Source organism: Microcoleus sp. AT8-B5 (assembly GCF_036705565.1).
Lineage (GTDB): Bacteria > Cyanobacteriota > Cyanobacteriia > Cyanobacteriales > Microcoleaceae > Microcoleus.
The window spans coordinates 133,047-156,572 of the sequence record NZ_JAUBUY010000001.1 but is presented as its reverse complement, the minus strand read 5'-3'; the positions used below and the strand labels follow the sequence as shown (position 1 = coordinate 156,572).

The following is a 23,526-nucleotide window of genomic DNA, read 5'->3' as shown; positions in this document are numbered from 1 at the left end:
ACAAAAGATCGAGCTCCCAGATCAGTCTGTGCAGTCAATCTCAAATCTCAAATCTCAAATCTAAAATCGACTTGACCGTAGAGGTCGTAGACATCTGCACCAGTAATTTTCACAGATACGATCGATCCCAGTCGCGCTTCTCCTGTCACATAGACGAGTCCATCTACTTCTGGGGAAAACCGAGCGGATCTACCAATCAACTCACCTGTCTCTGGTTGTTCTTGTTCTATCAGGACATCAACTACCTGACCGACAGACTCTTGATTCTTCTTCAATGATATAGGTTGTTGTGCCGCCATTACCAAATTGCGCCGCATTTCCATTATTTCTGCAGGTATTTGCTGGGGCAAGCTGAAGGCTGGGGTTCCTTCTTCTGGCGAAAATACAAAAACTCCTACGTGATCGAATTCGTGGCGCTTGACAAATTCCAGCAAGTGTGCTGCGTGTTCGTCGGTTTCGCCGGGGAAGCCGACAATAAAAGTTGTCCGCATCACGGCGCCGGGAAGTGCTGCTTTGAGCCGATCGACTATAGCATCATTGATCCCGGCTTGAAAAGGCCGATTCATCGCCTGCAGAATTTCCGGGTGCGAGTGTTGCAGGGGTAAATCCAAATACGGCAAAACGTTGGGCGTTTCGCGGATTGCTGCTACAACTTGCGGAGTCAAACCTGTAGGATAGGCGTAGTGCATCCGAATCCAAGGTACATCTACTTCACCCAAAGCGCGCAGTAGTTCGGCGAGTTTCGGTTCGCCATAAATATCTTTGCCGTAGTTGGTGGTAATTTGAGAAATTAAGATAATTTCTTTTACCCCTTCGGAGGCTAATTGCTTAGCTTCCGCGACGATAGACTCGATCGTCCGCGATCTTTGATTTCCGCGCAAGTGCGGGATAATGCAAAATGCACAGCGGTAGTCGCAGCCTTCTGCTATACGCAGATAAGCCACACCTTCCGATGTCGTGCGGTAGCGGGGAGTAGTTTCGTCAGCGATGTAAGTAGGTTCACTAGAGACGAGGGAAACTCGATCGCCCTTTTCCACCTGCTGCATAACATTGACGATTTTATGATAGTCGCCAGTGCCGACAATTGCGACTGCTTCCGGCAATTCGTCCAGCAATTCCTGCTGAAAATGCTGTGCCATGCAGCCGGTGATGACTACTTTTTTATTAGCTTCTGCCAATTCTACCAAGGTGCGGACCGACTCTTCTCGCGCAGCTTGGATAAAACTACAAGTATTGACTACAACATAATCGGCTAATTCTTCATTAGAATCGACTTGATAGCCCGCTTGAGCCAGCAAGCCAATCATGTGTTCGGTATCGATGCGATTTTTTTCGCAGCCGAGGTGAGTAAATGCGATCGTTGGCTTCGTTGCCATGCAGTAATAGTTAGTGTTGCGCTATTTTTAAGAACGTTTTATGATATCACACAATTTAAAAAATTGCAATGTGTATGTGGAAGCTCTGGACTGTTGTGGTGTCCGCAGTTGTTGTGTGATATTTGTGCGATCGTGGGCGAGATGAGAATTTTTAGGCTTTGTGCGATCGTACTTTCCCGCTTTTTCGCTGCCAGATTTTGACCCAATTGTCAGGTTTTGGTGTCGTCGGAAGGCTTCGACAATCTTACGCCCTTTGCATAATTTCGACTTGCTAGTTCGGCAAGCCAGCAAGAAAAATCTTCTCTGCTGTTAAGCTCAATTCTGGAAAAGCCAGCGACTCAACAGTCTCGCTTCCCCTAAACTGTTTTACCTGATACTCCCCATCTACTAGCTGGTAAATCGAGAGAGTGGGTTGTTTGGGATTGCCGATAAACTTGCGACCGCCTAAACCAAGATAGTCTACAATCCAGTATTCGGGAATGCCCATTTCTTCATAGTCGGAAGCTTTGAAAAAATAATCATCCCGCCAGTTCGTACTGACCACCTCTACAGCTAGTCGCACCGAAGACCCCATCGTGATGACTGATTCTTTTTTCCAGCGCGGTTCGTTTGCAAGTGCGGTTCGGTCTAGGACAATTACATCTGGCTGGTAGCCAGATTCGTTACGCGCAAGCTTGAGCAAGCAATCACCAGGGATAGAGTAAGGCAATTGCAGTCGCCTGATTTCAAAATTGATTTCACCGGAAATGAAACCTGTAACGTCGGAATGGTCGCCAGTTCCTAAAGGCATTTCAACAATTACTCCATTGTGTAGTTCGTACTTGTGGACAGAGTTCTCTGGATACCAAGCAACGAACTCATCAAACGTGATTGTTTTGGATATGGTTTGGATCATGTTGTGTTTTCCTCTGTCTGGTGATTAGTATGCGGAAAGCTCAAATATTACACAAGGATTAGAGGCAACGTTGCCTCTAATCCTTGACAAATTAAACTGTAGTTGATATAATTGGGATCGCCCGTCCTGACAAAACAGCACTTGGTACAAAACGCCGATTTGTCACAAAATTGGTGTCCTTTTGTACCCATTTGATATCCTTTTGATACCCGATCGCCCCCCACTCCTTCTAGCTCGGCTCGGTTAAGGGCAGACCGCCTCGAAAAATCAACTCGGCAGTCAACCTCAACTCTGGGAAAGCCAGCGATTCAACTCGGTCATCTCCCCGAAACTGGCTGATTTGATACTCGCCGTCAACCAACTGGCAAACCGAGAGCGTGGGTTGCTTGGGAGTGCCGATGAACTTGCGGCCGCCCAAACCAAGGTAGTCCACAATCCAGTATTCGGGGATGCCCATTTCTTCGTAGTCAGCGAATTTGAGATGGTAATCGTCCCGCCAGTTGGTACTGACGACCTCTACAGCCAGTCGCACCGAAGACCCCATCGTGATGATGGATTCCGTATCCCAGCGCGGTTCTCTCTGGCGCAGAGCTGCTTCGTCTAGGACAACTGCGTCTGGCAGGTAGCCCGCCTCGTTGCGGACGGGTTTGAGCAGGCAGTCGCCGGGGATGGAATAAGGTAAGGAGCGGCGGTCAATTTCGACTGATAGTTTTGAACGGATGAAACCTGTAACGCGGGAATGACGGCCGGTTCCTAAAGGCATTTCAACAATTACTCCATTGTGTAGTTCGTACTTATGGACAGAGTTCTCTGGATACCAAGCAACGAACTCATCAAACGTGATTGTTTTCGATATGGTTTGGATCATGTTGTGGTTTCCTCTGTCTGGTGATTAGTATGCGGAAAGCTAAAAGATGGCACAAGTCTTTTCGGTAAAATACTGAAAATTCTTGACATAGGAAGTGAAGTTTGCTATAAGATTGTGTCCACAATGTCAAAATACCGATCGCGCCTATCGACTGAATCTAAAACTATCCACAGAAGTTCTTGATACGATCATTATTTCACAAATTTTGTGATGTTTTAGCTACTCCGATCGCAAACTCAGCCTGAGTCATCTCTGCAAGGCATTTTGCAACATACTTTCAAAAAAAGTATCCAGAGAAGTTCCTGATGCTTTCGTCATTGCAGAAAGCACACTTTTCTGAGCAAAAGAACAGTACAGCCCCGCTTCCAAAAACCAAGGTTGTCCCTGCGGATCGATGCGAAAATCAAATAGACTATAATCGCGACAACCCAAAGCGATGTGGCATTTTCTGGCCATATCCCAAACTCTCTCGGTTGCCGGATCGCTGATGTCCACTATCCACGATTTGGTACTATCCTTAGCGACACAGCTCAAGTTGCCATCGTCATTTTGTTTGAGCTTATCAGCATAACTCCGAATCGGTTTGGTATCAGCATCTAGAGCATACTCTTCCAGCGGTAAACAGACTAATTCGCCTGCTTTGATGATAATTCCACAGCGAACTTCTCTACCCAATTCAATGAATTTTTCTACTAGCACTTCCTCGGAATGAGTCAATGCTGTCTCCAAAGCCGCATCATAGTCAGCAGCATTTTTAACTAAGGCAACTCCCAGAGAATTATCCGCATTCAGCGGCTTGAGCACCACCGGAAAGTCAATAGAAGGTCGATCGCCCGCGCGGACAACTTCTCCCAACGGTACACTTACCCCAGCGGCTGCTACTACTGCCTTAGTCTTGGCTTTGTCAGCAGTCAGCGCCATCAACTCTGCCGGATTACCCACATAAGGAATATGCAGCAGATCGAACAAGCTGCGGTATTGAGTCATGCCGGGGATGCAAAACATCTGCGGTACCATTACGTCAATCTTTAGCTGTGTCAGCACCTCTACAGCGCCCGCTAGAGACATGGGATTAGCGGCTGCGATCGCACCTTGATCGAGAGATGTAGGAAAACGCCATTGGCGATCGGGAGAAATATAGGCTATATGAAATTCATAGAGTGCTGAATTAGCCGTATTTTTTAGACAATCTTCTGCATAAAGCCGCGATAAATTACAGAAAAAATCGCTAACTGCCGATCCGACTAAATGCAAAACCCGTACTACTGACATCCTCAATCTCCCCCTATTTCCACAAGTTTGCCAATATTAAAATCAATCCGAATCCACTCTTTCGGCTTCTGTAAATTTCCCCATAACAACAAGGGAATTTGCCAATGATGCACCATCAAAAACGGCAGCGGATCGTCCCACTCGAAGATAGCATCTTTGCCTTGGGCGATAATTTGTAACCGCTCAGAAACGAGCTTCGGCGATCGCAAATGAGTCACCAATCGCCAAATTTCATGGTAAATCCAGTAAGTCGGGCGACTAGATGCCAAAGGCTGCACAGTCTGCGGTAAAGGGTCGGGTTCCAAATAAGCTTTTGCCACATCGGGATGGTTGTAAAACATCGTGATGGCTGAATGGGTGCGGGGGTTGCATTCGATCGCGTAAATCTCTCCATCATCCGCCGCCTGAATGAAATCAAAGGAAACTTGTCCTGTCAGATTGAGACTCTTGGCAAATTGACGAATCCAATTTTCGATATCCGGGCGATCGACATTCTGGTAATTCACCTGAAAAGCCGACGATTCACAGCAACAGTGCAACTGAAGATGACCATCACGAATTGTACTATGAGTGCAGAATTCTTGCCCCGGAATATACTCTTGCATAATCCAAGGTTTACTCTCGGAAATTGGTAATGAGTTGACAAAGGTGGCAGTTTCTGCTGGGGTTTCGCAGGGTAATTTAGTTAAGTTTAACCTGCGAACAGAATCGTAGGGAATACTTTTGATTATATATGGACGCTGTGCATCACTAAAATCAAAATCGATTACTTGCTGCGGATTAGTAATGCGATAAGACTTCGGAACTCGCAGCCCCAATGCTTCCGCTGCTTTTGCAAAATCATATTTATCATCCAATCGTTGCAGAGTTTCGACATCGACGTGCATTACCGTACAGTGCCCAGAAAGTACCCTTTTGACTTCGGCATCGTAGTAACTGGCGACTGGACTACAAACGGGAACGTAAACATTAACTTTCTCTTGTTGGACAATTTTTAAGAGTGCTTGGGGGTATTCATCTGTCTGGGGGTTTGGTACTGTGTAAAAGCGATCGACTGCCCAAGAGTAACGATGACCCGTCAGCCAGTATTTCTCGGTTTCTACCAAAATTACCCGATGACCGGCCTGATGGAACGATCGGGCTAGCTGCAATGCTTTGGTCATCTTGCCGCCACTGATTAAAATCGTTTGGGGAGTGGCTGTAGTCGATCGAGACTGAAACGGTTTGATGATGATGGATCTCAGTAGGGCGATCGCAGTTAAAGCAATATTCAGGGGCATTACTAATAGCAGCAAAATTAATGTGGCTATGGTTTTGAATGCAGTCTGGAAGCGCCTATTCCCAGTGTTTGTTTCCTGTTCAGATGGCATCGCTGCCACAGAAACTGTTTCGAGCATAATTTTCTAGTAAGTAAACACTCTAATTAAAGGTAATATCAAATCTGTTAGCATCAGAAATATTCACATCTCTCCGATCTTCATCTGCGTTAATCCGCGTTAATAAATTGTCATCTGCGGTTCATAAATTATCTTTTTTAAACCGCAGATGAGGGAAGATAAACACAGATTAACGCAGATGAATTAGATCGAATCCGGTTGCACTGATCTGATCCGGCTAAATCCGCATTAGGACTTTGACCGATCCCGCCTGATTAAGGGGATCTCCGGGGCAAGAGAACACGCTCTAAACGCGCCGAATTAAGGTCAATCCATCTCTCAGCGGCACTAACACTTGCTCTACGCGCGGATCGTCAACTAGAGCCTGGTTGAATTTGGCGATCGCAACTCCGTTATCAGTAGCAGTACCCGACAAATATGGCTGTCCCTGCATCAGAGTATTGTCTGCACATATCAAGCCATTGGGAGCCAACAGCCCGGTAGTTAGGAGTAAATCGAGATAGTCTATGTATCCAGCTTTATCAGCATCGATAAATACCAAATCGAACACTTCTCCATTAGCAGCCAATTGTTTCATGGTTTCTAGAGCCGGTGCCACCTTGACTGAGATTTTGTGGCCGGCAGTAGATTCGTGAAAACACTTCTGGGCAAATTCAGCGACGTAAGCATCTACTTCGCAGGCTACCACCACTCCATCCACTGGCAGGGCTTCGGCCATCGCTAGTGCTGAGTACCCGGTAAACATCCCGATTTCCAGTACGCGCTGTGCTTTGGTGAGATGGACGAGAAATTTCAGCATTTGGCCTTCCACATGGCCCGAAAGCATTTCCTGTTCCAAGTGGCGCACTGTCTCGCCGTCAGAGAATCGCTGACTCCAATCTTCTGATTGGGTGCGCTTTACTAACGTGGCTAAGGCGGGAGATTCCGGCGTGGTACAAAGGTTCAGGTACGGATCGAGACCATTTGCTAGTTCGTAGGCTTGTTGTAATTGGGCCTTGAAAGCTCGATCGAGATTATCGATTTTTTCTACTTGCGAGGCGAGACTTTCGAGTAAGGAGGCTAAAATCCCGACTGGGGTAACGGGTCTCATCTTTATACCCCGGCTGTGGAACGAGTTGCAACTTTCTGCAATACCACATACATATCCTCGCCATCGCCATGACGCGGGTAGCCCTGACAGATTTCTCGATGCACCGCTAGGGCTTCATCCAACTCAGTTCGAGTTAAATCGTTCATGAAAAAGCAGTCACCAATGGGGCATGGAGCTGCTGCACGCTGAAGGCCGTCGCGGGTACGACTGATCGATGTTGTGGCTTTCCAGAGCAGTTCTGATGTGAGATAAGGGCTGTCTATTGCTAGTCCGAGGCGGCTCATTAATCTTAAGATGCGATCGCGATCGGCGATCGAAATGTAGCCCCGCAGTTGGGCAATGGTGGCCGAAAAAGCCATATCGATGGCGACACTATGGCCGTGGAACATCGGAATTTCCGGTGTTAGTTCCAGCGTCGGACTCCAAGTGTGACCATAAGCTATCACTCGATCCAAATCTAGCTCGTGGAGGTTTGGTACTTCTAAGGCCAGCATTGACTGAATCGCGTTGTAGGTTAAGCGATGGGCCACTTCCCGCAGTTCAGATGTGCCGTCTAAATAACCAAAATGGCTGTGCAGCAATGCTTCGCCGTAGTTTTCTAACAACTCGAAGATTTCTTTGTTGCCTACTACGGCGATCTTAATTAACTCTGCCATGCCGTTTCGTATTTGGTCGATCGGCAGAGTTTTCAGAAAGGAGAAATCTAAGATTACTTTCTGCGAAGCGTGGTAAGCGCCGAGGCGGTTTTTCAGCTTACCGTGGTTCACAGCTACTTTGATTGCCACACTGGCATCAATCAGCCCAATTAAAGTTGTCGGTACGCGAATGTAGTTAGTCCGACGGCGATAGGATGAGCAGGCAAAACCAGCTACGTCTGTCGTCAATCCACCACCGACTACCAAAACAGGCTCCTTCCGCACGAGTCCGAAATCAACGAAGGCATCTATGATGCTTTCAAAAGTTTTTAAGGTCTTATCAGGTTCCTTGATATTAACTGGAAAGACTGTTAAATCTATCTCGTGATGCTTGAAATAATCCTGCATCTGTCCACCATAAAGACCATAGACTGTTTCATCTACAACCATTAAACAGCGACCGAATTGGCGGTAACTATCCGCAATCTCAGGATTCTCCAGCTTGAAAGCACCATCTACGTAGAGCAAGCTGAAATCTATTTTTTCGTACCCCTCAATTTGAAAAGCTCGATCGGTAGATGTAAACGTAGCTTGAATGTCACCCATAAGATTTTTGCACTTTCATGTTGATCAGTAACTGTAAGTATCTGGGCGAGCTTCAAAAGTATCAATCCTTTTGCTGGCAAACTTCCTAGACATTAACTTGACAATTTGTCATTTAATATGAACTTAACAATCTACCTAAAAATTTACTTTCAGAGTTGTTTGTTAAGACTAGGTTAAATACTGCTTATCGAGTATTTATACTTAAAGCATTTTGAGGATTGATTTGAGACCGCCTCAATGCTTACACAAAATTCAACATAACGAATTTCTCATCTTTATGCAACCAGATTCAGTAAAATTTGATATATTTTTTTTTTATATCATATTATCCAGAGACAAATCGCGAAAACCGGAAATTACAGCAGCCTCATCTATTGAAACGACTCGTTGCGATCGATCGTTGAAATCACTTTATCTTTTTTGAGCGGGTTCGCTGCGTATTTCCAGTTGATTAGACCTCTTGCAAAAGTCCTTTTCATAAATTTATTGGACGGGCGGGACGCCCATCCCACAAGAAAAAATAACTTTTGTGGGATGGGCCCCAGATCCCGTCCTAGTTATTTTTGCAAGAGGTCCATTATCAACCAAATTAAATATCCAATCAGCCGATTAATGCCTAGTTAATAAAGGGAATAATAAACCTGGATTTTAGATTACGAAATTTCCTGGGAACATATAGCAATCCTCGCATCATTTGTAAAAATATGTAGGGGTAGTGCTAAGAGTGCCTACCCCAGCCTGCATCGGGGCAACCACGGGGTTTGCCCCTACAAGAATTACACGAATCATTTAGGATTGCTATAAATCAAGCCCGATCGCCCGACAGCACTTTAACAGCAGCAGACGCAGGTAATGGAGCGTCAATCGATTTTAGATTTTAGATTTTAGATTTTAGATTTTAGATTTTAGATTTTAGATTTTAGATTTTCGATTTTCGATTTTCGATTTTCGATTTTCGATTTTCGATTTTAGATTTTCGATTTTCGATTTTCGATTTTCGATTTTAGATTTTCGATTTTCGATTTTCGATTTTCGATTTTCGATTTTCGATTTTCGATTTTCGATTTTCGATTTTCGATTTTAGATTTTAGATTTTAGATTTTAGATTTTAGATTTTAGATTTTAGATTTTAGAATTGACTTGCGCGAGATAAATGCTCTTTCTTGAGGATTTTAGATTTTAGATTTTGGATTGATTCCACGGATAAATGACGTGGCGGGTACCACCTTTGAAATTATTGGTCAAAATTGCCGCCCAAACTATTAACTTGAGGCATCAAAGTACCCATTTCCAATGGGCAAGATATTGGTCTAATTTGTCGATCGGCCCAGAGTGGAATTTTTACCTTGGGGGCGGGTATAATCACCACCCCACAAGAGTCTTAAGATTTTTCCCGATGCAAATCTTGATGCTTTTTAGCTTAAAAATATTGCTAGCCGAACTTACGAGGGGATTTGATCCGACGATACATCGGGGGCGATCGCCAGATTTGCTTCACCCGAAAGCACTTGAGCAGCAGATCCAGTAGTTAATCGATGATCGTAAGAGTGTGTTCCCAAACCCTTAACTTGGCGCATCAAAGTACCCATTTCCAAAGCACTCATCGCATAATTCCAGCCCAAATTGCTTTTAATTCCAGCCCTTTCCAAAGCTTGCTGCATCGTGTCAGTCGTCACCACCCCAAAAATCACCGGCACCCCTGTCTGAAAAGCAGCCGCAGCAATTCCCTTAGCAACCTCACCAGCCACAAAATCGAAATGAGGAGTTTGGCCCCGAATTACCGCACCCAGACAAATTACCGCATCGTAGCGGTGAGAAAGAGCCGCTTGGCGCGCCACCAAAGGAATCTCAAAACTTCCCGGAACCCAAAAAAAGTCCACCTGAGATCCATGAGGATTAATATCAACCCCGTGGCGTTTCAAACAATCTTGACATCCCTCCAAAAGTTTGTTAACCACCAAATCGTTAAAACGACCGATGACAATCGCAAATCGCAAAGATTCGGTGTGAGTAAAAGTTCCCTCGAAAACAGTCATAGTGTTCTACTTTAGATTTTAGATTTTAGGTTTTAGAGTTTTGTTTGTGAGAAGGCAAAAGTCAGAAAGCAGCAGCATCTCATCTGAATCTCAAGTGCAAAAACATACAGAATCGCGCGGTCTGGAAAATGCCTAGCTTCTGCCGAATGCCTTTTAATCGCTGGTGAATGCCTTCATCCTTCTATCTTTTACCTTCTTTATCCGATAGACTTGGGTGAAATTAAACGACTAAAAAGTTCAATACACCCACTGCAATAACCAGCAAAAACCACAGACCCGATCCGACATAAATCAGGGATTTAGACTGATTCCAGTTTTGGGGAGAGGCATAAGCAACTGGCACGCCAACGACCATCACAAAAGACAGCAGTACCAGACCCAGTAAAACGACTTGAAACAGAATTGATAACATCTTTTCTCCTTTCGATATAACCGTGCGTTGAGCGGAAATAGTTTCCCAGAACCGAAAAAAATCTTCCAAATTCTAGTTTTTGACAGTTTCCCGATAGTCGATCGAGAAATTGTCGGTTGATTGATACGAAAGAACCCAGGCAAATTCGGGCGTTGCGCGAACAGGCGTCAGCGGCTCTTAAGATTTTTATCAATTTTATCATTGTTCGTTACAGCACAGAAAACTGGAAAGGTTAACTTAAAGCCCGATCGACACATCCGGTTTCAGAGGGCGAGAAATTGCTACTGTTTGAGTTAGAGATGCGGGATTTTCGGCTATGGACTTAGTTTTGTGCCACACAACAGCAGATTTTGACGCCTTGGGGGCGGCGGTGGGACTTTGCGTGCTGCGCCCCGGTAGCAGGATCGTATTGACGGGCGGGTGTCATCCGACGGTGCGGGACTTTTTGGCGCTACACCGCGACGAGTACCCACTGATTGAACGCCGATCGGTCAATCCGCAACAAATTCGATCGATTACTATAGTGGATGCCTCCGGGCGCGATCGTTTGGGAAAAGCCGCCGAGTGGCTGGATTTGCCACAAGTAAGGGAAATTGCTATTTTCGACCACCACCTAGAAGCGCATTCAGACATCCCCGCTACTGTTACGCAGATCGAAGCAGTCGGAGCCAGCACAACATTAATTGTTGAAAAGCTCAAAAATCAAGCAGAAAACAGCGACATACCCTTCCGCCTTCTGCCTTCGGAAGCAACAGTAATGGCCCTCGGCATCCACGTCGATACAGGTTCCCTCACCTTTGAGGGCGCAACTGCGCGAGATGCCATAGCTTTGGCCTGGTTGATGGAACAGGGAGCGAGTTTGGGGGTAATAGCTGAATATGTAGAACCCGCTTTGTCTCCTCAATTGCAAGATTTGCTGAGAGAAGCGCTCAAGAATTTGCGATCGGAAACTTTGCACGGTTACAGCGTAGCCTGGGTGCTGCTGTCTACTGAAGCTTATGTTCCGGGACTTTCTTCGCTGGCTTCTCGCTTGCTCGATTTAACTGAAACCGATGCTCTGCTGTTAGGTAATGTTTATAAATTTAGCGAAAACGAAAACAACCGCAACATCGCTCCCGAATCGCCAGTTTCCAATCGATTAACTATTATCGGTCGATCGCGCATCGAAGGCACAAACCTCAGCGAATTGTTCAAACCCTTCGGCGGCGGAGGCCACGCCCGCGCCGCTTCCCTCGCTACCCGCGATGTTGACCCCCTGCTGACTTTAAATCAGTTAGCTGACGAACTGAAAGCTCAAATTCCCCACCCTCCGACAGCGCGCGAGTTAATGTCGTCTCCAGTGCGGAGTATTCGCCCGGAAACCTCGGTGGGGGAAGCTCACCGTATACTCCTACGTTACGGACATTCAGGGCTTTCTGTGGTCGATGCGGGCGATCGACTGGCTGGCATTATCTCGCGCCGCGACATTGACATTGCCCTGCACCACGGTTTCAGTCACGCCCCCGTCAAGGGTTACATGAGTCCGCAGTTAAAAACGATCGCCCCAGATACCTTGCTGCCGGAAATTGAATCTTTAATGGTGACATACGATATCGGGCGCTTGCCAGTATTGGAAAACGGTCAACTGGTGGGAATTGTGACTCGCACTGATGTGTTGCGGGAATTGCACCAGCAAAAAGCGCGAGACAGGGGAAGTAATGCAGAATTCTCTTATTGTGCCGTGTCCGAATCGGTTGAGCAGTTGTTGCGATCGCGCATCAGTCCCGAATTATGGCAATTATTGTCGATCGCCGCCAATATTGCCCAAAATCGCGGCTGGCAACTTTATATTGTGGGTGGAGCAGTCCGGGATTTACTCTTAGCCACGGATGATACACTGGCGCTAACGGATATCGATTTAGTGGTGGATGGAAAGTGCGGTTCCGACGATTCCGGTGCTGGTGTCGAGTTAGCTTCATCGCTGCAAAAACTTTACCCAGACTCGCGTTTGGACGTTCACGGTCAATTTCAAACCGCCGCGCTTTTGTGGCACAAAGACTCTGCTTTCGGCTCGCTGTGGGTGGATATCGCTACGGCTCGCACTGAATTTTACCCTTATCCGGCGGCAAATCCTGAAGTTGAAGCGAGTTCGATTCGCCAAGATTTGTACCGCAGGGATTTTACAATTAATGCGCTGGCTGTGCGGTTGGGTGTTCCTCGCAGCGGCGAATTGTTAGATTTTTTCTGCGGTTTGCTGGATTTGGAATCGAAGCAAATTCGAGTTTTGCACGCCAATAGTTTTATCGAAGATCCGACGCGAATTTATCGCGCTGTGCGATTTGCGGTGCGGTTGGGGTTTGAAATTGAGCCGCAGACGGAAGGATACATCCGCAACGCTTTGGCTAGCGGGATTTATTACCGAATTCAGGGGGAAAATGGCCGAGCTCCGGCTTTGGAAACTCGACTCAAAAGCGAATTGAAATACATTTTGCAAGCTCATTACTGGAAAGTTGCTTTGCAAATGCTGGGAGATTTGCAGGCTTTGCGCTGTATTCATCCTACTTTGGAGTTGGATCGGGAGTTGTGGCGGCAACTGCGTTTGCTCGATCGGTGTTTGCAAGGAAGGAAGAAGGAAGGCACGACACGGATTTTGACACGGATACACGGATTAATGATTGAGGGTGAGTCACGAGTCAGAGGGAATAAGGAAGAGGGAATAGGGAAGAAGGAAGAAAAAGAAAAAGCAACTATTCTCAAGGCTCAATCCCCAATTCCCAATTCCCAATTCCCAATTATCAATATTCCCGATTGGCAGATGCGGCTGGAAGTTTTGATAGCTTATGTAGCACCGGAATATCGCGGCAAGGTGGCTGCAAATCTTCAGTTACCTGCTGACAGCATTAAGCGGTTGGAAGTTTTGGAAGCCGGAAAGAAGCAGTTAGCGGAGAATTTGCCTAAGTGCGAGTTGCCGAGTCAGTTGGTGTTGCTGTTGAGGAATTATGAATTGCCGGTGTTAATTGCGATCGCCCTACAAAGTCCGCGAAGTGCACGCCGCCAAATTTGGGAATATCTCACCAAATGGACGAATGTTGAGCCGCCTTTGAATGGCAACGATTTGAAGGCTTTGGGTTATAAGCCGGGGCCTGGGTTTAAACGAATGTTGGATGATTTGTTGGCGGCGAAGTTGGATGGCGATTTGGGCGATCGGGCTGCTGCTATCTCTTTCTTAGCACAACGTTATCCTCAAACTTAGTAAGGTGCGTCAGCAGCGCGTTATTTTTTCTATAATTGATTAGCTAATTGCTGACGCACTCTACTGAATTTTTAGTTTTCAATCCCAAACAGGCTAACCAGGCGATCGTACATTATTGATATTTCGAGAATTAAGGTGAAGAAACATCACGCTCCTGGTTTAATCGCAATTGTCCTTGGAAAGTCACTGGATTTTATAAATGTCAGCATTTTCCATTTTAATTTCATAAAACGGCTAATCAGTCAAATAAAAACCTCAATCTTTACAAAAATTTTGTGATTGTAAAGATTCGATAAAGCTACGAGGGGTTATACCCCCTATGAGTTATAGTGACATATATATAGATGCACCCTGATGGCTTTCCCGTTCCACAAGAGCGGGATTTTTATTGGAAAAATATTGTATTAAGTTTTAATACACCTGGTAGAGATAGAATTGGTGGAATATTCCAATAAAACGATCGCCCGATGCAAAAATAGCACAGCTAAAGCAAAAATGATGGTTCCGAGCGATCGAACATCCGCCCTAACTCCGCGAAATAACCCAAAGGCGGTAGCATAGTGTGGGAAACGGCATCAATGGAAGCTCAACTTAGCGTTCACAGCAGCCCTGCAACAGGGCGAAAACACCATAATTAATAGTTGATTGTACTCTGATTTTTGATTTTTTATGGATTAACAAGATTTCACTCATGATGTTAGGTCAATTTTCTGGAATTCCAACTAGATGATGCTTAGCTTCACAAATTTTTAAGTTTTTTTACTGAATCTTGTCTCCGATCATCAACCCTCTTTATCACTTATATCATGTCCGATCGAGCGATTAAAAGGGCGGGTTTTTGAGATTGTCAATTATTGGCAGATATTTTTCGTGCACCCGCCCCTACGGTATTAGGGGTAATCGACGGGACATAATATTAAGCAGTGTATTTGCCAGTTTGGGGGAGCGAATGTGAGTTATAAAACAATTAAAAACCCGGTTTCTGCTTAAAGAAATCGGGTTGTTGAAATCGATGGTGAAGCGCGATTTTCTGTCTACACTATTCGGAAAATAAAAGGGTAGCGGTAAGGTTGGTTAGGAGTTTGCAAAACGTGGAGGATAGCCATTATTGTCAGTCCCCAGTGTAGCAGATAACCTAGGGGGACTAGGATAAAGCCAGCAAGACCAAAAGTGACGACAGTTAACGCCACAATTACGGCGCTGTACAGCCATACATTAAGGTGAAAATTGATGGCTTCTGTGGCGTTTTCTTTGACAACGGGGTCATCTGATACTAACAATACAGCGATCGGCGCTCCGATCGAGAACAGTAACGTGCTGAAAAAAATCGCCCCGTGGCACACCAGTGATAGCAGCTTCCGCTTGTCAGAGTCGTACATATTACTTTTCCTTGACTTTATTGATAATTTTACCTTTAATAGCAACTGTAGCACAGGCTATAATGGCGATCGGGTGATGATTCCCCTACCTAATTTGTGGTCAGTAACCCAGCCCTAAAGGGACTGAGCTTGTAAGAGTAATCAAGCAAGCTGTACTGACCAGCCTAAGTCTTAATTGACTACGTTATTTGAGTCACGACACCAGGCGAATGCGACGCCAGTTCCCTGCTCTGTCGCTTGCAATTAAACAGTTTTAAGGTCACTGAAACAGTGTTGCAAGCCTAACAAGCTCTTATAACCTTGGCGAGGCGAACATTACCCCGAAAGGGAGGCTCGAAAGAGCAAACATTATGCGTGAGCGGGTTGCGAGGTTTGAGGTGGTAATTGTCCCACTGAAAGTACATTACAAAAGTACACCGAATTAAGCAATCCCCGTGTAATGGAAAGATTCACGGCGGTTTCAACCGCCGAGCCGTTTCCCTCTCAGCCCTAAAGGGACTGAGTTCCCACTTACGGATTTTTTTTGATGACAACAGAACTCGAAACTGAACTGCTAACTGCTGTTGAGCGCCGGCGCAACTTTGCTATTATCTCGCACCCTGACGCGGGAAAAACTACTTTGACAGAAAAGCTGCTGCTGTACGGAGGTGCAATTCACGAAGCAGGTTCTGTGAAAGCGCGGCGGGCTCAGCGACACGCTACGTCTGACTGGATGGCGATGGAACAGCAGCGGGGAATTTCTATTACTTCTACTGTTTTGCAGTTTGAGTATAAAAAATATCACATTAATCTGCTAGATACTCCGGGACACCAAGATTTTAGCGAAGATACTTATCGAACTCTGGCGGCGGCTGACAATGCGGTGATGCTTGAGGATGCTGCTAAGGGTTTGGAACCGCAAACTCGGAAGTTATTTGAAGTTTGTAAGCTGCGAAGTTTGCCTATTTTTACTTTCTTTAATAAGCTCGATCGCCCTAGCAGAGAACCTCTGGATTTGTTGGACGAAATTGAGAAGGAATTGGGGTTGCAGACTTATCCGGTAAATTGGCCCATAGGTACGGGCGATCGCTTTAAAGGTGTTTTCGATCGCAGGGCGCGCAAAATTCACTTATTCGAGCGGGCCAAACACGGTTCTCGCGCTGCTGTTGATACCGTCATCGAATTGGGCGATCCGCGCATTGAAGATTTGTTGGAACAAGACCTTTACTATCAGCTCAAAGAAGAGTTGGAACTGCTAGATGAGTTGGGAACTGAACTCGATTTAGATTTAGTTCGGGCGGGAAAAATGACGCCTGTTTTCTTTGGCAGCGCCATGAGCAATTTTGGGGTCGAACTGTTTTTAGATGCGTTTTTAGATTACGCTATGAAGCCGATCGCCCGCAAGAGCAGCGCCGGAGATTTGCCGCCAACTTATGAAGATTTTACCGGGTTTGTGTTTAAGTTGCAAGCGAATATGGACCCAAGACACCGCGATCGGGTGGCGTTTATTCGGGTTTGTACGGGCAAGTTTGAAAAGGACATGAACGTGACTCACGCTCGCAGTGGTAAAACGGTGCGTTTGTCAAGGCCTCAAAAGTTATTTGCTCAGGATCGGGAGTCGATCGAGGTTGCTTATCCGGGCGATGTGATCGGTTTGAACAATCCGGGAGTATTTGCGATCGGCGATACTATTTACACCGGCCAAAAACTGGAATATGAAGGGATACCCTGTTTTTCTCCTGAACTTTTTGCTTTTTTGAGAAATCCCAATCCTTCTAAGTTTAAGCAGTTCCGCAAGGGCGTTTCGGAGTTGCAGGAAGAAGGCGCAGTGCAAATTATGTACTCGGTTGATGAGTCGAAACGCGAGCCAATTTTGGCGGCTGTCGGACAGTTGCAATTTGAAGTTGTGCAGTTCAGAATGCAGTCGGAATATAATGTGGAAACGACGATCGATATGTTGCCTTACAGTGTAGCTCGTTGGGTTGACGGCGGTTGGGAGGCGCTGGAAAAAGTTGGGCGGCTGTTTAATACGGTGACGGTAAAAGATACTTGGGGAAGGCCGGTTTTGCTGTTTAGAAATGAGTGGAATTGCCGCCAGGTGGAAGGGGAGCATCCTGTGTTGAAGTTAAATGCGATCGCCCCTGTGGTTTCGGGTTTGGCTGTTAGCGAGGAGTGAGGGGGATAATTGGTTGATTCCGGGTTAGGTTAAGTCATTTTCAGAGCTGACACACGGGGCTAAAAACCGGGTTTTTTCGATAATTCTTGGTTTTGATTCGTAGATTCGACCAAAAACCGGGTTTCTTTGAAGGCTGACGCGCGGGTGGCCAGAAACCGGGTTTTTTCGATAATTCTTGGTTTTGATTCGTAGATTCGGCCAAAAACCCGGTTTCTTTGAAGGCTGACGCGCGGGTGGCCAGAAACCGGGTTTTTTCGATAATTCTTGGTTTTGATTCGTAGATTCGACCAAAAACCGGGTTTCTTTGTCGGAGTGTGTCAGTCCTGTTAATCTTATCCCCCAAACGTTTTAATAACTCTTTAGGTGATAAAATTGGTAAAGTAGCACCGGCGAAATCTCCTGCATCGCGGGTGACGATCGCCTCCAAGTTATCTGACAGCGCACAAGCTAACTGCACGGCATCTTCAAAATCGGTTAAATTAGATGCAAATGCTATTTCCAAAACGTGGCGATCGACTGCAGATACTTTCATTAATGCTAGTGTTTCAGCAATAGCTTGCCTAGCGCGATCGAGGCTGCGAGTTTGCCTTCGGACAATGTAGAAGATATTTGTTAAGGTTGTTGCCGTTACATATCCCTCAATTTGCTCATTTTCGATCGCCTCAAATAAAGCATCAGCATCCTCTACAAACGGTTCTCGTTCTAGCAAACTATCGAGGATAATGTTGGTGTCTATTAATACCTTCATTTTAGGTATTTCTCCACCAAACGCTCTTCTAACATGAGTGCAACTTCGGCATCTGTTGGAGGTGGCGTATCGGTTTTTGCTAGCCCTCTGAGTCGCTTCGCCGCACCTTTGCGATCGGGCCGCAATCTAATTTCAAATTCGTCATCTGTTGCGGGTGGTGTATCAGTTTTTGCTAGCCCCGTCATGGGTTCCACAAAATCATCTAGCAGAGGTTGGCGGGGTCGGAGTTCCTGTCTGATGGACTCAACAATCGCGTTGACTAGAGCTAATCTGTCGGTAACTGATAGTTTGTGCGCTTCTCGGCTTAATGGCAGCCAAGGAATTTGGGGTATTTGGGATTCGTTCATATTTATATTTTGATATTTTCTGGGTGTATTTTAGCAAATTTAGGGCTGACGCACGGGTAGCCAGAAACCGGGTTTTTCCCTTGAATATTTCGTTGTGATTCGTAGATTCAGCCAAAAACCCGGTTTCTTTAGTAGTTTCATCACCCAACAACTAACATAAACTGCTCTCGTTTAGCTGCGAAACTCAAGCAAGCTAAAATATCCTGTTGCGTGAGATAGGGAAAATCCTCTAGGATTTCTTGATAAGTCATCCCAGAAGCGAGATATTCCAACACGTCATAAACCGTAATTCTCATACCTCGAATACAAGGTTGACCACCTCGCTTACCCGGTTCGATCGTAATGATCTTAGCGATGTCTTGGTCTGACATGGCATTTTTCCTTTAGCTACTGTTTTAAATTTTAGCATCAAAAAATAGCGATTAAAACCTGGCGATTGAAATCGCTTCTTGTCAAACAAAGTCCGCGCAACGCGAGACTAAAAGAGCAAGGAAGTATTTAACCACGAATTGGCGTAATTCTTCAGTCCTCTTGTAGAGGACTTTAGCTTTGAGGCAGAGGTTTAAACCCCTGTCGGATCGTGGCGATCGCGCAATATCTCAGAAACAAATAATTTTAGTGAAATTATTTAAGTACCTGGCGGCAAAAGTTGCAACTAATGACAGCAAAATAGAGCTGTGTTAGAACAGTTATCGATCGACCAGCCAAGCTATCTTAGACAAGGCGCTAGTGCAATCACTGTCATGGCATCTCCAAACCCTCAAAATTCGGCGGATTTATCTGTGAAACAAGCTCTAGAGGCTGGGTTAGCTGCTTTGAAAGCGCGGGATTACGATCGGGCGATCGCCCTTTTAGAATCCGTTACCCAAACCGCAGCTAATCAGCCGTCGGGAATCCGCGCGCAGATGGGGTTAGTGGGTGCGTACAAAGCAACCGGTAATCTGAAAAAGGCGATCGCCCTGTGCTCTTCCCTCGCCAAAAGTCCCAACCCTCAAGTCAAAACTTGGGCCGATCGCACTTTAAAAGAATTAACCCCCCCTCCCCCCCCAAAACCACCGGAAAATAAACCAAAATCCGCAGAAACTCCCCCCGAAACAGGCTTTGTCGCCTTTGATGCCGGAACTGAATCGCCGAAAAAATCGATAGGGGGCGATGGCTTACGCCCCGCTTCGCTACGACCTACCGTAGACAAAAAAACAGGATTTTTACCTTTAGAGCCTGCTGTAGAGCCTGGGAACGCCAAATCGCAACCGATTTCCCCGCCACCTCCACCCCCCACAAGCCAGACTTCTGAACCGGAAAACTCGACCGAAACCGCACCCGAAACCGCAGAAATTAGCGGCGAAAATAGTTCCGCTTCCCCAACAGATATTCCCGGAGTCGCCAGCCCAGATATTACCACTTACCAACTCACTTGGCGCGACACCGGGCGCGCGAAAAGCCCGCGCCCGCTCAAACCGCTGAAGTTGCTGGAGTTTCGGATACAAGCCGTTGCAAGTGCGATCGCCCTATTTTTCCTAGCCCGGTTTATCCTGCAATTCCTGCTGACAAACACTAATTCTCTGTTGGTTCAGCTTTACATATTCACTAGACTGCCTATTTTCGCGCCGATTCAGCTTTTTTACCGCGATCCAACTCCGTTTGTTCAGATGGTTTTTGGATTGCTTTTGGCCTCGTCTCCCTGGCTGATAGACTCGCTGCTGAAACTGTTTTGCGGCATCGAAACCCTGCGCGGGTCAGTTTTATCCAAGCACAGCAAAGAAGCTAGTCGGGTACTGCGAAGCTTTTGTACGAAGCAAAATATGCCGACGCCGGTGTTGAAACTCTTGCCGCTGAATGTTCCTGTAGCTTTCAGTTACGGCGGTTTGCCCCGTTTTGCTCGGATTGCTGTGAGTCGCGGGCTGTTGGAACAATTGACGGATGATGAAATTGCCACGATTTTCGCGCGGGAGTTGGCCCATATCTCTCACTGGGATTTTGCGCCGATGTCGCTGGCGCTGCTGGTGATTCAGATTCCTTACCTGATTTATTGGCAGGTGGCGCACTGGCAAGAGCGGTTGTGTGATTTAATGACGATCGAGTTTTTGCGTTCTGCTGTTAAATTTGTGGCCGCTGCAATTTCTGCTACGAGTTACGGGATTTATAAGTTGTTGCGCTGGCCGATGTTGTGGCTGTCGCGCCGCAGAGTGTATTTTAGCGATCGCACTGCTGCGGAAATTACGGGCAATCCTAACGGTTTGACGCGGGCAGTGGCTAAAATTGCGATCGGCATTGCTGATAATATCGAACAGCAAAAACAAACTAGCTTTTTCCTGGAAAGTTTCGATCTATTGTTACCTGTAGGCGTTGGACAAGCTGTAACCCTTGGTTCTGCTGCATTACACGCGCCGCTAGAACAGATTTTGCTGTGGGATGTCAGCAATCGGGAGCGCAATTGGTTGACGGTTAACCGCGCGCATCCTTTGCTGGGAGAGCGTTTGAAGCTGTTGGCTCTTTATGCTCAATTCTGGCAACTGGAGACAGAGTTAGATTTGGTAGACGCGGGAGTGCAAGAACAACCCAGGAAAGGAAAATTGTCTCTGTTTAAGTCAATAGTCGAATTTAAAGATTCAAAACTATTTTTACAGGGTGCGCCGTTTTTTGGAATTCCGATGAGTTTGGCGATAGTCGGGGTGCTTTGGCTGATTGGGGGGATTTTTTCGAGGACGAGTATTTGGCAGTTGGATTGGCTTTGGGGCGATCGATCGATTATTTGGGGCTGTTTGCCGATCGGATTTAGCATCGGTACTTTGATGCGGATCAATTATTTCTTCCCGGATATTATACCGCGAGAAACCGCTTCGCCGAGTTTGCCGGAAATTTTGTCAAATCCCGATAGTTTGCCGCTGGATGCTGAACCGGTGCGGCTGGAAGGCCTACTTTTGGGTCGATCGGGTATGAGTAATTGGCTGGGACAAGATTTGATTTTGCAAACGGCGACGGGTTTGGTGAGGTTGCACTATGTTTCGAGGTTTGGCTACATTGGCTCTTTGTGGCCATTTTTGTTCAAAGAGACTACTCGCCCTAGCGATTTGATCGGAACATCTGTGGTGGCGACTGGTTGGCTGCGCCGGGGTGCTACTGTGGCGATCGACCTTGAAAGTCTCCGCAGTCAAGGAGGGAGGGTTAGTGACAGCGGACATCCGATTTGGTCTGCGATTTTGGCCTTTGCTGCTGCTTTTTGGGGCGCATACATTATTATCCAGGGGCCAAGGTGAGACGATTTTGGATTTTAGATTTTGGATTTTAGATTGAAGAATGGGAAATGACTTACTGCATAAGGGTTTCGAGGTTGCCTACAATTGCATTTTTTACAGGTATGAGGAATAGTTATCAGATTGCCGCACTCGATCGCGCACAACGCGCAGCCCCAGATGAGTTTTGAGTTAAACAGGGGATGGGCGATCGGATTCTGGAGTTGCTCCCTACGCACCCTACAGTCTATCCGTTACATCCGTTACATCCGTTACATCCCGTACATTGCTCGTTGCCGAACTTCCTTCGTAAAGAAAAGTTGCTTTTTTGCCAGCGGTCTGTTACATTAGTTTACATAAATTGGATTGAATCAAACAGCGCGATAACTTCAGTTGGCTAAAATCCCTTAAGGCATTGCGTAAAAATTGTCAACATCCCAACACAGCAAGTACAGCCAGCCGCTTGTCGGCTGTTTTTTTTCGATCGCTATTTTTGCTGTGCGGGATGAATTCTCAAAAGTGATTCAGATGTGGTTTCCGTTAAATACAGACTGAAATCTTCCTAAATAACTAGCTCTGTTACCAAGGCTGTGATACCTTTAAAGAATGCTCGGACTCTGCCGGGCCGGATTTAAGGGATAGTGGGTAAATGAGTAGTTCTCAGCATTAGGAGCGAGATTAGGAACGAGGTAAGATTACTGGCTGAAAAAATGTTAGCCATTTTATCCATCACTGTATTAAACTGAATACTGGCATTCCGATCGCTTACAATTGACATCCTTGGACATAAATTTCTAGACGGCGCTGGCTATAAACATTCTGAATCAAAACCGGAAGCAAGTAATACAGAATAGCCAATAGCCTAAACATTTGAGTGATGACTAAAAGTTTACACAACAACCTGAGATTTAAAAGCTCTCTGCATCGGCGGTTAAGTTCCGGCCTTATCAGAGTAAATCATCTTTTTGTTCTAAAAGGTGGGGGGAGCTGTCAAGGTTGGTGGGAGGAATGCGCCAATTCTCCGGTTATGTGGTGTTTGCCTGAAGTCAATATTCAGTTGACTTCAGGTAATTCTGTTCGAGCAAATTAATTAAAATCCAAGTCGGGAGGAATTTTTCATGTCTATTCGTCTTTATGTTGGCAATCTACCCAAGGAACTCGATCGCCAAGAATTGCAAGAAGTTTTTGCACCGGAGGGCGAATCTGTTACCACCAAGGTAATTACAGACCGCAAAACTGGAAAATGCCGAGGATTTGGTTTTGTGACGGTGCTAACCGACGAACAAGCCGACCAAGTTATTGAGAAATACAATGGCTTGATGTTCAAAGAAAACCCGCTGAAAATAGAGAAGGCATTACCCCGCTCTAAGGGTAAATCTGAGAAGGGCGAAGACGATCAGCAGCAGTCGCCCCAGTCACCACAGTTGGTGTCGGCATCGGCGTCTGTTCCAATGCCTGTGCCTGCGCCGCAGCAACAGCAGCGCTCGTCAGCTCCCCCTAGCCAAGGTGGAGGCGCCTCCAGCAAAAGCAATCGCCGTCGGGGTGACAACAACAAGTCTCGCCGCAATCAGTCAGCAGCAACGGTGTCGAGCCCTGATTCCGGCTCGGTGCAGCCAGATCCGCGCTGGGCGAGTGCTTTGGAAGAACTCAAGCAAAGATTGGTGGAAGCTCAGACTACTAATTAGTCGAAAATGGCGGCTAATTGCTGCTACCTCTCGACTTTGGTTGACTGAATGTATCTGGAAGTGCGATCGAGAATCGGTCAAAAAACCCTGTTGTCGATCGCACTATTTTATTGCAAAAAAACCTGTAATATCATGTCCTATCAATTACCATTAATATGGT

18 protein-coding genes are annotated in these 23,526 nt (G+C 46.2%); 5 read left to right on the top strand and 13 right to left on the bottom strand.

Going from position 1 to position 23,526, the window contains the following annotated elements; translation table 11 throughout:
- Positions 1 to 47: 47 nt before the first annotated feature.
- The 9 genes from rimO to psbZ form a co-directional block, all read right to left on the bottom strand.
- Positions 48 to 1,376, bottom strand: a complete 1,329-nt coding sequence (gene rimO, locus QUB39_RS00655; protein ID WP_333052712.1) for a 30S ribosomal protein S12 methylthiotransferase RimO — start codon at positions 1,374 to 1,376, stop codon at positions 48 to 50.
- Positions 1,377 to 1,647: 271 nt separating this feature from the next.
- On the bottom strand, positions 1,648 to 2,271 hold the full coding sequence (locus QUB39_RS00650; RefSeq protein WP_333052711.1) for a Uma2 family endonuclease: 624 nt from the start codon (positions 2,269 to 2,271) through the stop codon (positions 1,648 to 1,650).
- Between the two features lie 229 nt (positions 2,272 to 2,500).
- Complete coding sequence (locus tag QUB39_RS00645) at positions 2,501 to 3,139, bottom strand: Uma2 family endonuclease (RefSeq protein WP_333052709.1); 639 nt, start codon at positions 3,137 to 3,139, stop codon at positions 2,501 to 2,503.
- Between the two features lie 246 nt (positions 3,140 to 3,385).
- Complete coding sequence (locus QUB39_RS00640; protein ID WP_333052707.1) at positions 3,386 to 4,411, bottom strand: ATP-binding protein; 1,026 nt, start codon at positions 4,409 to 4,411, stop codon at positions 3,386 to 3,388.
- 2 nt (positions 4,412 to 4,413) lie between these two features.
- Positions 4,414 to 5,808, bottom strand: coding sequence for an ATP-grasp domain-containing protein (locus QUB39_RS00635; RefSeq protein ID WP_333052706.1), 1,395 nt, complete (start codon positions 5,806 to 5,808; stop codon positions 4,414 to 4,416).
- Positions 5,809 to 6,094: 286 nt separating this feature from the next.
- Positions 6,095 to 6,898: a class I SAM-dependent methyltransferase gene (locus QUB39_RS00630; RefSeq protein WP_333210486.1), complete on the bottom strand. Its 804-nt coding sequence runs from the start codon at positions 6,896 to 6,898 to the stop codon at positions 6,095 to 6,097.
- A 2-nt stretch (positions 6,899 to 6,900) separates the two neighbouring features.
- On the bottom strand, positions 6,901 to 8,139 hold the full coding sequence (locus QUB39_RS00625) for a sedoheptulose 7-phosphate cyclase (protein ID WP_333052703.1): 1,239 nt from the start codon (positions 8,137 to 8,139) through the stop codon (positions 6,901 to 6,903).
- A 1,442-nt stretch (positions 8,140 to 9,581) separates the two neighbouring features.
- Entirely contained in the window at positions 9,582 to 10,175 is a 594-nt protein-coding gene (ribH, locus tag QUB39_RS00620) for a 6,7-dimethyl-8-ribityllumazine synthase (RefSeq protein ID WP_333209091.1), read from the bottom strand.
- Positions 10,176 to 10,395: 220 nt separating this feature from the next.
- The gene (psbZ, locus tag QUB39_RS00615) at positions 10,396 to 10,587 is read right to left on the bottom strand and encodes a photosystem II reaction center protein PsbZ (protein WP_190735314.1); all 192 of its coding nucleotides are present in this window, start codon (positions 10,585 to 10,587) and stop codon (positions 10,396 to 10,398) included.
- A 316-nt stretch (positions 10,588 to 10,903) separates the two neighbouring features.
- Between psbZ and QUB39_RS00610 the strand changes: the two genes are divergently transcribed.
- Complete coding sequence (locus QUB39_RS00610) at positions 10,904 to 13,819, top strand: CBS domain-containing protein (protein ID WP_333209089.1); 2,916 nt, start codon at positions 10,904 to 10,906, stop codon at positions 13,817 to 13,819.
- A gap of 1,034 nt (positions 13,820 to 14,853) precedes the next feature.
- Here the strand turns inward: QUB39_RS00610 and QUB39_RS00605 are convergent.
- Entirely contained in the window at positions 14,854 to 15,198 is a 345-nt protein-coding gene (locus tag QUB39_RS00605) for a DUF4870 domain-containing protein (RefSeq protein ID WP_333058248.1), read from the bottom strand.
- 526 nt (positions 15,199 to 15,724) lie between these two features.
- On the opposite strand from QUB39_RS00605, the gene prfC reads away from it, so the two are divergent.
- The gene (gene prfC, locus QUB39_RS00600; RefSeq protein WP_190735310.1) at positions 15,725 to 17,353 is read left to right on the top strand and encodes a peptide chain release factor 3; all 1,629 of its coding nucleotides are present in this window, start codon (positions 15,725 to 15,727) and stop codon (positions 17,351 to 17,353) included.
- Between the two features lie 40 nt (positions 17,354 to 17,393).
- On the opposite strand, the gene QUB39_RS00595 is transcribed toward prfC, so the two are convergent.
- The 3 genes from QUB39_RS00595 to QUB39_RS00585 all read right to left on the bottom strand — a co-directional run bounded on the left by QUB39_RS00595 (position 17,394) and on the right by QUB39_RS00585 (position 18,819).
- Complete coding sequence (locus tag QUB39_RS00595; protein ID WP_333278428.1) at positions 17,394 to 18,101, bottom strand: PIN domain-containing protein; 708 nt, start codon at positions 18,099 to 18,101, stop codon at positions 17,394 to 17,396.
- The gene (locus QUB39_RS00590; RefSeq protein WP_333058246.1) at positions 18,098 to 18,448 is read right to left on the bottom strand and encodes a hypothetical protein; all 351 of its coding nucleotides are present in this window, start codon (positions 18,446 to 18,448) and stop codon (positions 18,098 to 18,100) included. The genes QUB39_RS00595 and QUB39_RS00590 overlap by 4 nt, the downstream gene beginning before the upstream one ends.
- 140 nt (positions 18,449 to 18,588) lie before the next feature.
- Entirely contained in the window at positions 18,589 to 18,819 is a 231-nt protein-coding gene (locus QUB39_RS00585) for a DUF433 domain-containing protein (protein WP_333058245.1), read from the bottom strand.
- Positions 18,820 to 19,125: 306 nt separating this feature from the next.
- Here QUB39_RS00585 and QUB39_RS00580 point away from each other — a divergent pair, with 306 nt between their 5' ends.
- The 3 genes from QUB39_RS00580 to QUB39_RS00570 all read left to right on the top strand — a co-directional run bounded on the left by QUB39_RS00580 (position 19,126) and on the right by QUB39_RS00570 (position 23,366).
- A complete protein-coding gene (locus tag QUB39_RS00580) occupies positions 19,126 to 21,705 on the top strand; it encodes a zinc metalloprotease HtpX (protein WP_333209084.1) in 2,580 nt (859 codons plus the stop codon).
- A 402-nt stretch (positions 21,706 to 22,107) separates the two neighbouring features.
- Entirely contained in the window at positions 22,108 to 22,236 is a 129-nt protein-coding gene (locus QUB39_RS00575; RefSeq protein WP_333484974.1) for a hypothetical protein, read from the top strand.
- A 563-nt stretch (positions 22,237 to 22,799) separates the two neighbouring features.
- Positions 22,800 to 23,366: an RNA-binding protein gene (locus QUB39_RS00570; protein ID WP_333209082.1), complete on the top strand. Its 567-nt coding sequence runs from the start codon at positions 22,800 to 22,802 to the stop codon at positions 23,364 to 23,366.
- Positions 23,367 to 23,526 lie beyond the last annotated feature (160 nt).

Coding starts and splice junctions, on each gene's coding strand:
- rimO (WP_333052712.1), bottom strand. CDS start 1,376: ATGGCAACGAAGCCAACGATCGCATTTACTCACCTCGGCTGCGAAAAA.
- QUB39_RS00650 (WP_333052711.1), bottom strand. CDS start 2,271: ATGATCCAAACCATATCCAAAACAATCACGTTTGATGAGTTCGTTGCT.
- QUB39_RS00645 (WP_333052709.1), bottom strand. CDS start 3,139: ATGATCCAAACCATATCGAAAACAATCACGTTTGATGAGTTCGTTGCT.
- QUB39_RS00640 (WP_333052707.1), bottom strand. CDS start 4,411: ATGTCAGTAGTACGGGTTTTGCATTTAGTCGGATCGGCAGTTAGCGAT.
- QUB39_RS00635 (WP_333052706.1), bottom strand. CDS start 5,808: ATGCTCGAAACAGTTTCTGTGGCAGCGATGCCATCTGAACAGGAAACA.
- QUB39_RS00630 (WP_333210486.1), bottom strand. CDS start 6,898: ATGAGACCCGTTACCCCAGTCGGGATTTTAGCCTCCTTACTCGAAAGT.
- QUB39_RS00625 (WP_333052703.1), bottom strand. CDS start 8,139: ATGGGTGACATTCAAGCTACGTTTACATCTACCGATCGAGCTTTTCAA.
- ribH (WP_333209091.1), bottom strand. CDS start 10,175: ATGACTGTTTTCGAGGGAACTTTTACTCACACCGAATCTTTGCGATTT.
- psbZ (WP_190735314.1), bottom strand. CDS start 10,587: ATGTTATCAATTCTGTTTCAAGTCGTTTTACTGGGTCTGGTACTGCTG.
- QUB39_RS00610 (WP_333209089.1), top strand. CDS start 10,904: ATGGACTTAGTTTTGTGCCACACAACAGCAGATTTTGACGCCTTGGGG.
- QUB39_RS00605 (WP_333058248.1), bottom strand. CDS start 15,198: ATGTACGACTCTGACAAGCGGAAGCTGCTATCACTGGTGTGCCACGGG.
- prfC (WP_190735310.1), top strand. CDS start 15,725: ATGACAACAGAACTCGAAACTGAACTGCTAACTGCTGTTGAGCGCCGG.
- QUB39_RS00595 (WP_333278428.1), bottom strand. CDS start 18,101: ATGAAGGTATTAATAGACACCAACATTATCCTCGATAGTTTGCTAGAA.
- QUB39_RS00590 (WP_333058246.1), bottom strand. CDS start 18,448: ATGAACGAATCCCAAATACCCCAAATTCCTTGGCTGCCATTAAGCCGA.
- QUB39_RS00585 (WP_333058245.1), bottom strand. CDS start 18,819: ATGTCAGACCAAGACATCGCTAAGATCATTACGATCGAACCGGGTAAG.
- QUB39_RS00570 (WP_333209082.1), top strand. CDS start 22,800: ATGTCTATTCGTCTTTATGTTGGCAATCTACCCAAGGAACTCGATCGC.